We start from the raw sequence: 14,552 nt of genomic DNA, 5'->3' as shown, positions 1-14,552 counted from the left end.
ACGGTTCCAGTTAAAGCATCGGTCATGATAAGCGGATGGTAACCGACGTTCAAGTAGTGATAATTAAAACCAATTTTTTCTTGATGACCAAAGGTCTCAAAGTAGGTTGAATCCAAATCTAGCACCAGTTCAGTATTGGCTGATCTTTCATCAATTAAAGAGACAATACGACGATTTAATTCTTGTAGCTCATCAATGTCTTCGTTCGTGAGATGTGATAGAAATCTGGAAATAGTTGGTTGAGATGCCATGTTTTGCGCATAAACAAGTCGATGTTCGATATCTTGGGTCAAGTAATCTGCAACGTCGTCGTTGCGATAACCTTCGATAACTTGAATGAGCATTTGTAATAACAATTCTACCTTAGCATAGCGTGGATTTTTGCGATTATCGTTGAATTCAACGTTATTAAAGAGCCTGGAAATTACAGGCGAATTCAGAAAAATACTAAGCAGCACGTTGCCACCATCCGAGGTAATTGGTGCCCCATTGTCTGAAACTGCAACTAAATGGTTGCTAGGTAATACCTTTTGAGTCATAATTTTAGACGCTCCAATTTTTGAGTATTTGGTTTGTTTTCCACTAACAAAATATCATAAAAAAGAGCTCCTATGGTTTTCACCCAACGGGTGAAAGCGCAAAACCCGCTGAAACGGTATTAACTTGCTGTTTCAGCGGTTTTTTGTTTGTCTTGATGAATAATCCGGGTTAACTGTTTACTTTTCAAACAATTCCAATCCTTCACGACCGACATAAATCGCAAACAAGATTGCCACAACTGCATCTGCCCACCATAGGCCAAACAGAGCCGTTAGCACCATGCCACCCAATACAAGGCCCGCCAACACCGCACACGTGACATTACACATCGCGTCATCACGCAAGGCTTCAGATTGAATGCGATCACCGATTCGACGCTTCATCGTCGTCATAATTGGCATCAAGATAACGGACATAATCGCAATGACCAACCCAACACCGCTTTCCGCTGGCATTTCATGGTTAATCAGGTTCATAACCGAAGTAATCAACACATATCCTGAAAGTAACAACAGGATACCCTTTACCAAGCGACTAGCCGTACGTTCAACTCGCGCTACCGTCTTGGCATCCGCACCATTATATTCGGCGCGCAAACGCCAAATTAAAATACCACCGGCGACTGTTTCCAAAAAGGCATCGAGCCCAAACGCAATCAGCAAAATTGACCCAGCGTGAATCCCCGCAGACACACCAAGCACAAATTCAATCGCCATCCATGCCATTGAAATCACTTCTAATTGAATGCCCCGCGCTAATAATTTCTGTCGTACTTCCATTTCATTTTCTCCCCGAATAATACATGTCATTTATTTCATATGTTTATTATATCATATGTTTGAGAAAAAATGCACAATTAAAAAATGACCTCGGTTTTTAAACCAAGATCATTTCAAAAAGTTTTTTCTGTTTCACGTGGAACAAATTGTTTAGTTCATCCGTGAATGTTTCATACCATACGTTAGGTACAAAATAATCCCCAACACAAACCATACCAGCGCTGCTACCAGTGTTTCTAGGTGCAATTGCGTGATTAAGAAGAACGTGAATAGCGCTGACAAAATTGGTAGCACCGGATAACCAGGCATCTTATAACCATCTTGGCGCACATCAGCACGCTTACGTAATGGCAAAATCCCCAATGACACAACCATAAATGCCAACAATGTGCCCATATTCACCAAATCGACTAGCTTTTCTAGCGGTACGAACCCACCAAAGAATGCCACAACAATTGTTGCGATATCCAGTGCGCGTTCTGGTTCCCCTTGCTTACTCAACTTGCCTAGTCCACCTGGCAATAGTCCATCACGGCCAACGGCATAAATCAATCGTGAAGAAGCATATAGCATCGTCACCATCATCGTGAACATCCCAATCAACGCCCCAATGGTGATGATAAGCGCTGCCCAGTGTTGGCCAACTTGTTGCATCGCAAACGCAGCCGGATCAGCAACGTTCAACTTTGAATAGTGCACCATCCCGGTCAAAACTAGGGCAACCAAGCCATACAAAACTGCTGCGACAATCAATGTCCCGATAATACCAATTGGCATATCGCGCTTTGGATTTTTTACCTCAGCAGCGGTCGCTGACAACGCATCAAACCCTAGAAAGGCGAAGAAAACCATCGACGTTCCGGCAAAGACTCCTTGAATACCAAACGCACCATCCATGCGCTTTGGAATCAGTGGCGTCAAATTGTCAGCTTTGATGAAGAAAAAGCCGACAACAATGAACAACACAATAATCCCGATTTTCAATAGCACCATCGCATTTTGAACGCGCTTAGATTCAGTCATTCCCCCACGCAACAGCAACCCAATTAACAAGACAATTACCACTGCGACAATATTCACGACCGTTCCTTCAGCCGGATTATAAGCCCCCGACAACGCGGTTGGTAACTTGAAGAATGGTGACATCAAATTCGCAAAGTAGGCTGACCAGCCGGTTGAAACAGCGGCCACACCTAGCGCATATTCCAAAATCAATGCCCAGCCAAGAATCCAGCCAATCACTTCACCAAAGATGACATTCCCGTATGAATATGCCGTTCCAGCTACTGGCATTGCTGACGCAGTTTCCGAATACGCCATCGCAACCAAACCAGAGATAACAGCTGCGATAATAAAACTAAAAATCACACCTGGGCCAGCTGTCGTTGCAGCCACCGTACCCGGCAAAATAAAAATACCCGTTCCAATAACTGCCCCAATTCCTAACCCAATTAAATCTTTAGCAGTCAATGACTTTGAAAAGTGCGCATCACTCTTCAAATATGTTTCCAATGATTCTTTGCGGAACATCCGCTTTAATAACGACATATAAACACCTCTTCCCAAATGACACAAAGCCCCAGTAAATAAAAAGCACGCATCGGATACCAATCCAGTATCCGATGCGTGCTAAATGAGTTTCATACAAACCAATTACTTAGTTGCCTGATGTCTCACACACTCGGATACTTTACCGTCATCCGAGTGTTCAACGCAAAATAACTTTACGATTGATTCGGATGACTAACCGAAAAACGTAAAGTAGAAAAACGCTTGCGTTGATGACATAGGTAATTGCATGAATTTCATTTCCTTTGACTTTGATTAACGCCGATTCAATTTGAATCAACGGCCCCTTTAAATGACCCCCTAAGCATATGATATTCCTGACAATTCGTCAATAACTTATCTGCACTGACTTTTTGTAACTATAACGAAACACATTGCAAGCCGGATACTCGTTTTTCGACAAAAAATAAGTTTATAATAGAAAACAAGTAGTTTGGCGCTAAACCAAACTGAGTCTAAAAATGAGGTGGTTTCATGTCGATTCGCACGTATCATAATGCGCAAGTCTATGACGTTGCGCAAGAAAAATTTATTCCTAATTCATGGTTCACCGTTGATTTGACCAGTGGTCGTATCACATCTACCGGCGTTGGAACTGCTCCTGCAGAAGGCCAAGAACTTGTCGATCTTGAAAACAAGTTCGTGACACCCGGTATGATCAATACCCACGTTCACATCATCAACAAGGTGTTCCCATACGGTCCTAAGGCATCTCGTGAGCCCTTTGAGATTGCGATGCAAGCCCAAGCTAACTTGAACGAAATGTTGGCTTCTGGTGTCACTTACACGCGTGTCCTTGCGACAGCAAACAGTTTTGATATCGGTATCCAAAAGATGACGTTGAACGGTCAATGGCGTGGTACTGGGGTTGTGGCTTCTGGTCGCGCCTTTTCAACCATTGGCGGTCACGCTTCAAAGATCGGTGAGGCGTTGACTGGTCCGGAAGAATTCCGTGCTGGTGTGCGTCGCCGTATCGAACAAGGTGCCCATGCGATTAAGTACATGGCTTCTGGTGGTATTGCCTTTGATCAATTCGAACAACCCGACATGCCACAAATGACTGAAGCTGAAATGGCGGCTGGTGTCGATGTTGCCCACCGTCGCGGTATCAAGGTTGCCGCTCACGCCGAAGCATTGCAAACCGTTAAGGAAGCTTTGCGCGCTGGTGTTGATTCTGTTGAACACGCCTTTGTCATTGATGACGAAGCGTTGGACTTGTTCCTTTCAACTGGCACTTACTTGACGCCAACCTTGGTCGCACCATACGTTATCATCAAGCGTGGCGACGGTTTGTTGCCACAATGGATGGTCGACAAGGCCTACAAGTGGGTTGATTCTCACTTCGAAGCTTTCGGAAAGGCAGCCAAGAACGGTGTTAACTTGGCGCTTGGAACGGATGCCGGTTCACCATTGAATGGTTATGCCGACACAGCTTTGGAAGCTGAATTGTGGTCAATTGCTGGTGCCACAAACCAACAAATTTTGCGTGCCCTCTTCACCAACGCGGCTGACTTGCTTCAAATCAGCGACGATTACGGTGAACTAGTACCCGGTAAGATGGCCGACTTCGTTATGTTCGATGCCAGCCCACTTGCTGATATTAAGGTTTTGCAAGATCCAAAGCGCGTTGCTAAGTTTGGTGAATTCGTTGATACAACCGGATTCCAAAACCCATTTATCTTGCCACTTGATAAGGGTCACCTAGCTTACTAAAAACAAAAAGACGAGATGAACACATCGATGTTCATCTCGTCTTTTTTTACTTTGCCCAGACTTTTTGCATGGCTGCAAAGACCGCTAGCGTAGCGCGTGAATCTGCCAACGCACGGTGCTTTTGAGTGCCAATTTCTACTTCATATTCATCAGCCAAGCCAGCTAATGAAATATCATTTGGGTTACCATTCAAGGCACGGTGGATTTGTTGCGTATCAAACACCTTACCGTTCGTCTTCCACTTACCCAAATCGTTGTAGCGAAGGCCTTCCTTGATTAATTGGACATCCCCATCAACAATCGCGTGACCCACAACTGGATAATCACCGACGAACTTCATAAAGCGCGTCAATGCACGCTCTTCTGCCAAACCGTTTTGGATCATCTCCAACGTAATCCAGCCGTCATCACCACCCATTGATTGTGAGATGAACTTAAACGATGCCATCCCGCTCCCCATTGGCGGATTGTTGACAATCACGGAAAATTTTTCGATATCCTGACCAGTCGTTACCTTCAACGCACCAATCTCGATAATTTGATTACTGCCGTTCATTTCCAGGTCAAAAACGACGTAATTTTTTAATTCTGTAAATAGCATACCCTACTCCCAATTGTTCACTATGTTAACAGTATACCCCGTCGAGAAACCGAATGCTTGCATTTATTAAAGGGAGGCGTAAAGTTATCACTAACAATACGTAAAGAAAAGGAACTTTTTTCATGCGCTCTTTAGCAAAATTCAATAAGCTACGCCGCAACTTCAACATGGAAAGCCACCGCAAGTTGCAACTTGACGAGCACGGTGTCACTGACGTTTATGATGGTGTTCAAGTGACCGTTCTCGTTAAGGACGATCAAGCAACGATGATTTTCATCGACTCTGAAGATGCCGACAACGACGAAGCTGGTCGCGCTTTCGTCGCCTTCGAGCACGGTATGAGCTGGTCATCACAAGAATTCTACAACGCCTACATGGCCGTTCACGAGAATCCAGATGAGCCAGCCGTCGCCATGGCCAACGGTATTCAAGTGACCCACAAAATCGACGCTAACGGCTTGCACATCAAGATTGTGCCAGCATAGTAATCAAAAAATCCGTCTCGGTTGAGACGGATTTTTTCGTTGTATTTATGATTATGACAATGATACGCCATTATATTGTGTATCGACCGCAGCCACATTATCCATCAGATAGTGTTCAACAGCCACTTTATATGGCACTTCGTTTTCATAAGCGAAGGCAGTTAGCTTCGTGAATTCAGGTGAGTTCATGTGCCAAACTTGCTTCACACCAACTTCAAGCAAGTGGTTGTGTAGCAACCCAACAATCGCCTCAAATTGGCGCAGTTCACGGGCATTCGCATCATAGATGTTATACAAGTTGAATGAACGGTTTTCGATATTGGCCAACATTACCAAACCTTGAGCAGCAGTACCACGCGTTTGGCCAGTCACCTTATACATTGTTGGCGTTGGATAAGCGCGATTGCTTGGGTAAGCCACAGCTTGAGCTTCCAATGCATGCAACTTCGCGATAACTTGTCCAGCGACTTCAGGTCGAACGCCCGTCTTCACCAAAATGTTTCCGAATGACATCATAAATGCTTGTGTGTACTGTCCCTGTCATAACTGCCCCCTTGTTATCGTGTTCTCTGTTATTACAAGTTTAAGTTTATGACGCAAGGCACAGAAAATTCAAAAAGTTCACAGAATGAAACAAAACATAGCCATTTTTACGAAAAAAGCGCCAACCACGCGGGTTGACGCTTATTTTTAGTGCATTAATAGCATGATTAAACCAAGCGCTAGCACGACTTGGAAGATGATCGTCACCAAGCCATATCCTAGGAACGTCGCCCCAGAAGACTTGATTGTCGCCCACTTCAAATTCAGCCCAATACCAGCCAAGTTCACAATCCCAAAGAAACTAGTCACTTCATGTGCCGTGCCCATTAGCACGTGTGGCAAATTCACGAATGAATTGATGACCACCAAAACGATAAAGGTCAAAACAAACCATGGCACTTTGACCTTTGAAGTCGGTGCAACGCCTTCAACTGGTGTTGCTTTCGTGGCATAACGTGACATCAGAATGACAACCGCTGACAACAAGACCACACGCAACATCTTGAAGATTGGCGCGTACGTCACAACGTCGCCACCAACCAAAGAAGCTGTTCCTGATACTTGTCCGACTGATTGCACCGTTCCACCAATCAACGCACTGACCAACATGTCGTTATGGTGCAACAACTCTGGTCCAATGACTGGCAAAACAAACAGCAATACAACACCGGCTAGCGAAACCGTTGCCACTGTCGTACGACGTTGATCATCGGTTGCACCAATTGCCGGTGCGACCGATGCAATGGCACTAGATCCACAGACTGCGTTTCCAGCTCCCATCAACATCGCTGATTGTGGTGCGACCTTGAAGACGCGTCCGCCAATCCACATGACAAACAGAATCGTTGCCGTCATTTGGATTAGGATGAAAATCACACCTGACCAACCCAATGTCGCCATGTTATTAAGCGTCACGTTTAGCCCAAGTACCGCAATTCCAATCTCAATGGGGTACTTCTCTGCCCACTTCACACCAGCGTTCCAGCGTTCGTGTGCAAACAATGTGTTTCCTAAAACAATTCCCATCAACATCGCCAATGCTTCGCCACCCAGCGAAGGCAAATATGGTGATAGCAATTTCGCCACAATGGACACCGCCAAAGTTAGCAAAATACCCGCCACCATATTACGTTTAATTGCCATAATACTTCTCTCCTCGAATAAAGACTACTTTTCCTAGTGTACTACTATTCGACTGAAGATAATGGTTTATTCCACTGAACGTTGCATATGTGTGTAATGATGCTCACCAATCATGAGCTCGCTAACTGGTTCAAATCCTTCACGTTCATACAACGCACGTGCCTTTGGATTACCATCATCCACATTAAGTCCAATGACTTGTTCACCTTGTGCTTGCGCAACAGCTGGCAAAGCAGCCAATAATTGTGTCCCAACACCTTTACCGCGGGCCGTTTCAGAAACTGAAATCGAATCAAGATACCATTCTTGTCCCACCGTTTCTTTGTCTGGGAATAGTTCCGCTAACTCACCAAAACGGTCAGCTAGAAGGCGTTGCAAAGACACATCCAAATAAGGTTCTTGCTTAGCCGGGTAACCAAATGCCACCCCAACAATCGCACCACTCATTTCCGCAACCGTTGCATGCGTGTGTGAATAACGGGCTGTATCGTCAGCTAATGCACTGTCATGCAGTAATTGTTCAATATTGTCACGACCAAGCTTTTCCACCATTGGAATTTGCATTTGGTCAATAATTGTCATTTCTAAGTGGACAATTGCCCCTGTATCAGCAATTGTCGCTGGTCGAATTGTAATCATAAGTTCTTCCTCCCCATCACTCTAGTTTAACGGCTTTATTTAGGTCTGCCCACTAGTTTTTTCGGAATTATCTACTTTGGATATGTAAACGCCTTGAAAGGACCTGCAAAACCCTTTAATATTGTAAATGTCCCAGTTTGGATTGCGGAAGATCGAGCCGCATAAATGAAAATAAAAATGTTTAGAGAAAGGATTTAGACATGGTTAAAGCAAAGTCAGCTTACTGGCAAGGCGTTGTCGATGAAGCCCAAAATCACCCTAAGGTTCCTGGTGTTGAGAAGACCCCATTCTTCTCACTAGCACCAATGGAAGCTGTTACTGATACGGTTTTCCGTCGCGTCGTTGAGAAGGCTGCTGCGCCTGACGTTTACTACACAGAGTTTACGAATGCCCGCAGTATTTCACACCCCAAGGCAAAGTTTACGGTCCAAGGTCGTCTACACGTTGATAAGAGCGAAAAGATGCCCGTCGTACAAATTTGGGGAAACCGTGGTGAAGACTTCGAAAAGTCATCACTAGAATTGCGCGACCGCGGCTACAACGCCATCGATTTGAACATGGGTTGTCCGGATTCAACGGTTATCAAGAATGGAGGCGGATCAGATTTGATTCGTCACTACGATTCAGCAAAGGAAGTTATTGGCGCAGCTAAGACAGCTGGTTTGCCAGTGTCTGTTAAGACTCGTTTGGGCTTTAACGACATTGAGACGTTCCGTACTTGGATTCCATTCTTGTTGCAACAAGACATTCAAGTTTTGACAGTTCACTTGCGTACGCGTAAGGAAATGTCAAAGGTACCAGCCCACTACGAGTACATTGATGAAATCGTTAAGATGCGTGATGAAATCGCACCTGATACGTTGTTGCAAATCAACGGTGACATCAAGACGCGTGAAGAAGGTTTGGAACTTGTTCGTCAACACCCTGGTGTTGACGGTGTCATGATTGGCCGTGGTGTTTTCGAAAACCCATTCGCCTTTGAAATCATGCCTACGGAACACACGTTGGACGAAACGTTGGCTTTGTTGCGTTTGCAACTTGACCTTTACGATGAGTTCACGGCTGAGTTCGGTCCTATGCACTTCCAAAAGTTGAAGCGCTTCTTCAAGATTTATGTTCGTGGCTTTGCCTACGCCTCAGATTTGCGTGTGGCTTTGATGGACACGAACACAACCGATGAAGTTCGTACGCTTTTGGATGAATTCGACAAGCAATGGGAAGCCAAGAAGGCTGAAGATGCTGTCGCAATCGAAGCAAAGTAAATAATAAAAGCCCGCATGCGTTGCGGGCTTTTATTATAAAGTCAGACAGCGAGAGGCGTTGCCATGTCAGAACTACAAACCGGTGATTTGCTCTTTGTCGGGTCAACGACCGAGCAATTTTCACAAATGATTGCCCAAAGTACCCAACCTGATACTGAAACATTCAATTACACCCACGTCGGCATCGTTGAAATAACAGCTGACGGCGTATTTGTGTTACACGCCTCCCCTGACCTCGGTTCCGTTCGCCAACCCTTAAACGACTTCATCGACCAACAAACTGGATCGATTGATGTTTATCGGCTAAAGGCAAACCCAAACCTAATGCCAGTAATCGCGAAGGCTAACACCCTTTTAGGGCAACCTTATAATTGGTCTTTCATTGCCAGAGAGCCCGGGTTTTACTGCTCTGAATTTATTGAAACAGCGTTCTCAGCTATCGAAAATCCATTCAAAAAAATCGCCATGACCTTTGGTCCTGACGATTCAATCTTGCCGGAATGGCAAACTTACTATGCAAAGTTGGGCTTACCGGTGCCAAATGGCGAGCCGGGCACAAACCCCAACGCCTTAATTAGTAATCAGCTTGAACGGGTTGTACGCTTACGATAATGCTTGGCAACTTGTCTTTTAGCTAAAGCCGGCCGACGTTTTGCAGGCACCCCTTTTGCAGCCAGCGGCACCGCCGCTGGCTGTTTTTCTTCAGGATCAAACAGCACGCTAAACCAAGCAATTAAAATCTGCCCAACGACCATAATGGTGCCAACCAAATTTAGATAGACCATCAACACCAACAACGATCCTAATGACTGGTAAAATCCCACGCTCTTAACCGCAAATTGCGCATACCAGCTAAATCCAGCATTTAGTAATACCAGGATGATGACTTCAATCCCCGATCCAAGCAATGTTGCCTTCCATGGTAAACGCTTGGCGGGCAATGCGACGTTAAACACGCACATCAACAACCACAACCCAATTAAAGCAAATAGTCGACTTTGCTTAGCCAATTCATCTAGCCAAGGTAAGTCACCAGGAATCGCTTGAATCACTGCCGGCATAATCGCTGTCGCGGCCATAACAATCCCGGCCGTAATCAAGATAACCATCAACCACAGAAAACTAAACACGCGTGTCAGCATGCCACTCACACGTTCTGGTACATCGTGCACCCCGTTGAACGCTTTTCGAATAACTGCCAGCACCGCACTAGCTCCCCAAATAGTTGTCACAATTGAGAATGACAAGATTCCAACGCCACCACTCAGAACCGACTTAATAATCGGGGCCAAAATCGACATGATATTAGCCGGTAGATTTGTTTTTAAAGTTGCAATTAACTCAGTTGACGAGATGCCAACAAGCCCGGCAATCGCACCAATACTCATCAAAACTGGTACTAGTGACAATAACGTGTAGTATGTGATGGTCGGACCAACCATGTTTAAGTTGGCGCGACTAATAAATGTTTGTAAATCCGCAAAGCGAAATTGCTTGCGGAATTTTTCGATGTCTACTTTTAAGCCACGCATCCCCCTTATCTCCTTCGCTTTTCTTACAGTATCGCAGTTATCGCGTCGCTGGGTCAAAACATTTGCTTAAATGGCAAACAAAAAAACGAGCGAATGTTCCACATGAAACATTCGCTCGTTTTAATTTTGTGGTCGATTCTCTTTGACGTAATTCCAAAAACTAACCACCGCTGATAGTAAATCAACCGCTGGCAAAATGGCAATAAAAATCCATTTCATCGTTGGGTCAGTTGGTCGAAAAATCAAAAACCAAACCGTATCAATAATCAATTGTACAAATAATTGTTGTGGTGTCGCCCTAAAAAACGACTTACCAAACGCACCAAACATGGTTGCCCCCTAAATCAGAGCCACTTCTCCAAGAAGGCAATCTTCTCATCAGTGAACTCTGGCGTCATGTATGACGCAGGTCCGTGTCCAGTCCCTTCAACCAAGTGCAAAACTGCCTTTTCTTCAGGAACGAATTGACGAGCCGCGTCAATCATATTAACTGTCTGTTGATAAGGTACCACAGCATCGGCCGTTCCTGCAAATGCCAAAATAGGTGGCATTTGGTCGTTAAAGTACATTTCTGGGTTATAGTTCTTAACGCGTTGTGGCACATCCTTAGGCGCTTGCTTGTTAAACATTTGTCCTTCGAATGAGTCCGCCGTACCCGTTTCAGCGTACTTTGGCGTCACACCGCTCTCTTCAAATTGTGAAACAAATTGATCAAAAGCATATGGTCCGTACATCGCGATGATGGCATTTACCGTCTCTGGTTGATTGTTGTTATCGCCCATAAATGGATTTTGCAACGCATCAACTGATGCTGAGACACCAGTCATCACAGCCAAGTGCGCCCCTGAAGACTCACCCATCAACGCCACACGATTCATATCCAATTGATACTCATCAGCGTGAGCACGCAAGAAACGTAGCGCAGCCTTAATCTCGTAAATTTGGAATGGGAAATCCTTTTGGTGAATCAATGAGTAATCCACGCTCACGACAGCATAGCCCTTATCCAGCATACGCAAAGCCGGTTCTAGCTTGTGTGAACTCTTGTCACCAAAAATCAAGCCACCACCGTAGATATCGACGATGACCGGAAATGGTCCTTGGCCATCGTTCGGTAGGTAAATATCCATGCTGTGACGGTCACCATCCATGTAGGCCACATCGTACCATTGTTGCTTAATGTAGTCGGTTTCGGCTGGGACCTTTTGATAGTCTCGCTCAATAAACTTTTCTGCCATGTGTTTCGCTCACTTTCCTAGACAAATAAAAAAGGTGAATGCATATCTGCATCCACCTTTATCATACACTATTTTAATCTTTAACTCGGCGACTAAGGGCAATCATGATGATAAACCAGATAATAGCCAAGACCGTCGTTGGCATCGTTGACTTCGTAAATAGCAAAATCAAGAAGATACCGGCTAGGAAAGCCATCGTTAGGTAATCCGTAAATGGCGCTCCTGGCATCTTGAAGTGTTGTTCACCGTTCTTGAAGTCATCTGATTGACGGTAACGCAAGTGCGCAAACACAAGCACGCCGTAGATAACCACAAAGGCAGCTGAGGCAACTGATGTCACCAAATCAAACGCGTTTGATGGGAACAAAACATTCACAACGGCTGCCAAAGCAATCAAAATCGCTGAAATGTTGATGGCGTTACGTGGAATGTAACGACGGTTCAACTTACCAGCGTAACCCTTTCCATTAGACAATGAGAAAAGCATACGACCAGTTGTAAACAATGAACTGTTCAATGATGATGCGGCGGCCGTCAACACAACGAAGTTAATGATTCCAGCCGCAGCTGAAATACCGATACCGGCAAACACTTGCACGAATGGTGATTCATTCGCGTTGTAATTCGTCCATGGTTGAATACTCATGATGGCAACCAATGCACCAACATAGAAAATCAAGATTCGGATAATAATTGAATTAATTGACTTCGGAATCGTCTTCAACGGATCCTTTGTTTCAGCAGCCGTCATACCGACGAACTCAATTCCCAAAAAGGCGAAGAAGATCATTTGGAACGCTGCCAAAATTTGATGACCTTGGTGAGCCACAACACCATGTTGCCATAGGTTTGATAGGCTCGTTACCCCGGCAGACGTCTTCGTGTGCATCACAATCATAATAATCCCAGTCACAATCATCGCTAAGATAGCCACGATTTTAATCATTGAGAACCAGAATTCCGTTTCACCAAAGGCTGAAACGGCAATGATGTTAATCCCGTAAAGGGCTGCCAAGAAGATGATTTCCCAAATCCAAACTGGAACTGACGGGAACCAGAACTTCATATAAGTTCCAACGGCCGTCAACTCAGCCATCGCAATCGTAATCCAGCCAATCCAATACGTCCAACCGATGACGAAGCCGGCCTTTTTGCCAAGGTACTTCTCAACGAATCCGACAAAAGTTGGCTTATCAGGATCAGTAAGCAACAATTCTCCCAACGCGCGCATCATCCAGAACATGAACAATCCGGTGATGATGTAGATTAGCAGAATAGCTGGCCCTGCTGTACTAATCGAGTGACCAGCACCCAAAAACAGCCCAGTTCCGATCGTTCCACCAAGCGCAATCATCTCAACGTGGCGACTTGAAAGCCCACGTTCTAGCTTCTGATTAGAAGCTTCTTGCTGTGTCATAGTTAACACTCTCTTTCTGACTTTTTATTTAATTTTATTTTCCATTCGAGCTGTCGCAAAGTTGTAACACTCTTTCTAGTATATAAGAATTCACTCATTTTTCAAGATTTCGGCAACGTAAGGCTATTAATATTTCTTTTTTCGCAAACAAAAACGGCTAGGTTCAATAGAGCCTAGCCGTTAATTGATTTTAGTAGTTTGGACCTGGGAAGTCGTCTGGCGTCATGTCGTTCAAACGCTTCAACAAGCGACGCAAGATACCCTTCTCAGTCATAGCTGCCCACATACCTTCCAAACGACGCTCACCGTAAATGACAACAGATGTCACAGCGCGCAAGTCGCGGAAGTCTGAGCTAGTACGTGAAATTTCATCCACTTCTTCTTCAGGCAACTCTTGGTGGCCCTTTTGCTTCAACGTACGATCGAAGTTGCGGTCAAAGTAATCTGACCACTCAAAAGCCTTAGCAAGCTCAATCATGCGTTCGTCGTATTGTGGGTGTCCGTCAGCGACAGCCCCCATTACCCAAGGAATTTCCTTGCCTTCAATTTCTGCCAAAAAGGCGTCCCACTTCTTAAAATCAAAAGGGTGTTCTTTTGCCATTAGTTGCCTCCTTCATTTTGACGAGAGTGCCCAATGTTTCGACCGTCCTCTCGATATCACGAAAGCTATTGTAACACTTTACTTCCTTTTAGTCAGTAAATTAGGCCGGCAATATTTCTGGGAACAATTCCGTCAGGTCCTTGGCTTCGTGCAAAACTTCGACGTGGTCACCAACTGACAGCGTCACTTCATCGCGAGTACGTTCTTTAACTCGCACGCCCAACTCATATGCCTGCCTTACAACGCCGGCTAATTCGCCACGGCCAAACAAATCTTCAAACTGTTCATCATGTTTCACGTGGAACAAGTCACGACGCTCATTACCAAGGTTCGTCGCCCACTCTTGGAGATCATCTGGCGTCTTAGCAAGGGCCACAATTTTAGCAGCTGGCGTCTTACTTGGCGTTAAGATACGTTCTGCAATTAAGGATAGCCCATCGTTAAAGCGCATCCCAAAATGATCAGCCAACTTTGACACTTCGCCCATTAA

General features: G+C 45.0%; 17 protein-coding genes. 4 read left to right on the top strand and 13 right to left on the bottom strand.

Annotated elements, in window-relative coordinates:
• From C6P11_RS00555 to C6P11_RS00545, 3 genes are all read right to left on the bottom strand, one after another.
• A partial coding sequence (locus C6P11_RS00555) for a transposase (protein WP_210114206.1) occupies positions 1–539 on the bottom strand: 539 nt, incomplete at its 3' end.
• A gap of 177 nt (positions 540–716) precedes the next feature.
• Positions 717–1,319, bottom strand: a complete 603-nt coding sequence (locus C6P11_RS00550; RefSeq protein ID WP_135517952.1) for a cation transporter — start codon at positions 1,317–1,319, stop codon at positions 717–719.
• Between the two features lie 150 nt (positions 1,320–1,469).
• Entirely contained in the window at positions 1,470–2,867 is a 1,398-nt protein-coding gene (locus C6P11_RS00545; RefSeq protein ID WP_135517951.1) for an APC family permease, read from the bottom strand.
• Between the two features lie 495 nt (positions 2,868–3,362).
• Between C6P11_RS00545 and C6P11_RS00540 the strand changes: the two genes are divergently transcribed.
• A complete protein-coding gene (locus C6P11_RS00540; protein WP_056972833.1) occupies positions 3,363–4,601 on the top strand; it encodes an amidohydrolase family protein in 1,239 nt (412 codons plus the stop codon).
• 46 nt (positions 4,602–4,647) lie between these two features.
• On the opposite strand, the gene C6P11_RS00535 is transcribed toward C6P11_RS00540, so the two are convergent.
• The gene (locus C6P11_RS00535; protein WP_135517950.1) at positions 4,648–5,202 is read right to left on the bottom strand and encodes a 3'-5' exonuclease; all 555 of its coding nucleotides are present in this window, start codon (positions 5,200–5,202) and stop codon (positions 4,648–4,650) included.
• Between the two features lie 122 nt (positions 5,203–5,324).
• On the opposite strand from C6P11_RS00535, the gene C6P11_RS00530 reads away from it, so the two are divergent.
• The gene (locus C6P11_RS00530; RefSeq protein ID WP_135517949.1) at positions 5,325–5,687 is read left to right on the top strand and encodes a hypothetical protein; all 363 of its coding nucleotides are present in this window, start codon (positions 5,325–5,327) and stop codon (positions 5,685–5,687) included.
• 51 nt (positions 5,688–5,738) lie between these two features.
• Here the strand turns inward: C6P11_RS00530 and C6P11_RS00525 are convergent, their stop codons facing one another.
• The 3 genes from C6P11_RS00525 to C6P11_RS00515 all read right to left on the bottom strand — a co-directional run bounded on the left by C6P11_RS00525 (position 5,739) and on the right by C6P11_RS00515 (position 8,012).
• Complete coding sequence (locus C6P11_RS00525) at positions 5,739–6,203, bottom strand: hypothetical protein (protein WP_135517948.1); 465 nt, start codon at positions 6,201–6,203, stop codon at positions 5,739–5,741.
• Between the two features lie 174 nt (positions 6,204–6,377).
• Positions 6,378–7,373, bottom strand: a complete 996-nt coding sequence (locus C6P11_RS00520; protein WP_135517947.1) for a YeiH family protein — start codon at positions 7,371–7,373, stop codon at positions 6,378–6,380.
• 66 nt (positions 7,374–7,439) lie between these two features.
• Positions 7,440–8,012 (bottom strand): GNAT family N-acetyltransferase, encoded by a 573-nt coding sequence (locus tag C6P11_RS00515; RefSeq protein WP_135517946.1) that lies wholly within the window; start codon positions 8,010–8,012, stop codon positions 7,440–7,442.
• A 200-nt stretch (positions 8,013–8,212) separates the two neighbouring features.
• Here C6P11_RS00515 and C6P11_RS00510 point away from each other — a divergent pair, with 200 nt between their 5' ends.
• Positions 8,213–9,274, top strand: coding sequence for a tRNA dihydrouridine synthase (locus C6P11_RS00510; protein ID WP_135517945.1), 1,062 nt, complete (start codon positions 8,213–8,215; stop codon positions 9,272–9,274).
• A 63-nt stretch (positions 9,275–9,337) separates the two neighbouring features.
• Positions 9,338–9,886, top strand: a complete 549-nt coding sequence (locus C6P11_RS00505; RefSeq protein WP_135517944.1) for a YiiX/YebB-like N1pC/P60 family cysteine hydrolase — start codon at positions 9,338–9,340, stop codon at positions 9,884–9,886.
• Here C6P11_RS00505 and C6P11_RS00500 read toward each other — a convergent pair.
• The 6 genes from C6P11_RS00500 to C6P11_RS11150 form a co-directional block, all read right to left on the bottom strand.
• Entirely contained in the window at positions 9,856–10,806 is a 951-nt protein-coding gene (locus C6P11_RS00500; RefSeq protein WP_135517943.1) for a YihY/virulence factor BrkB family protein, read from the bottom strand. The genes C6P11_RS00505 and C6P11_RS00500 overlap by 31 nt on opposite strands.
• A 120-nt stretch (positions 10,807–10,926) precedes the next feature.
• Positions 10,927–11,136 (bottom strand): hypothetical protein, encoded by a 210-nt coding sequence (locus C6P11_RS00495; RefSeq protein ID WP_135517942.1) that lies wholly within the window; start codon positions 11,134–11,136, stop codon positions 10,927–10,929.
• A 14-nt stretch (positions 11,137–11,150) separates the two neighbouring features.
• Positions 11,151–12,044, bottom strand: a complete 894-nt coding sequence (locus tag C6P11_RS00490; protein ID WP_135517941.1) for an alpha/beta hydrolase — start codon at positions 12,042–12,044, stop codon at positions 11,151–11,153.
• Positions 12,045–12,117: 73 nt separating this feature from the next.
• Entirely contained in the window at positions 12,118–13,461 is a 1,344-nt protein-coding gene (locus C6P11_RS00485) for an amino acid permease (RefSeq protein WP_135517940.1), read from the bottom strand.
• A gap of 190 nt (positions 13,462–13,651) precedes the next feature.
• Positions 13,652–14,062, bottom strand: coding sequence for a DUF6508 domain-containing protein (locus C6P11_RS00480; protein WP_003608633.1), 411 nt, complete (start codon positions 14,060–14,062; stop codon positions 13,652–13,654).
• A gap of 100 nt (positions 14,063–14,162) precedes the next feature.
• Positions 14,163–14,549 carry a hypothetical protein gene (locus tag C6P11_RS11150; protein WP_245299702.1) on the bottom strand — a complete coding sequence of 129 codons (387 nt, stop codon included), beginning with the start codon at positions 14,547–14,549 and terminating at the stop codon, positions 14,163–14,165.
• Positions 14,550–14,552 lie beyond the last annotated feature (3 nt).

Source organism: Weissella confusa (assembly GCF_004766315.1).
Taxonomy (GTDB): domain Bacteria; phylum Bacillota; class Bacilli; order Lactobacillales; family Lactobacillaceae; genus Weissella; species Weissella confusa_A.
This window is presented reverse-complemented; position numbering and strand designations above follow the sequence as displayed.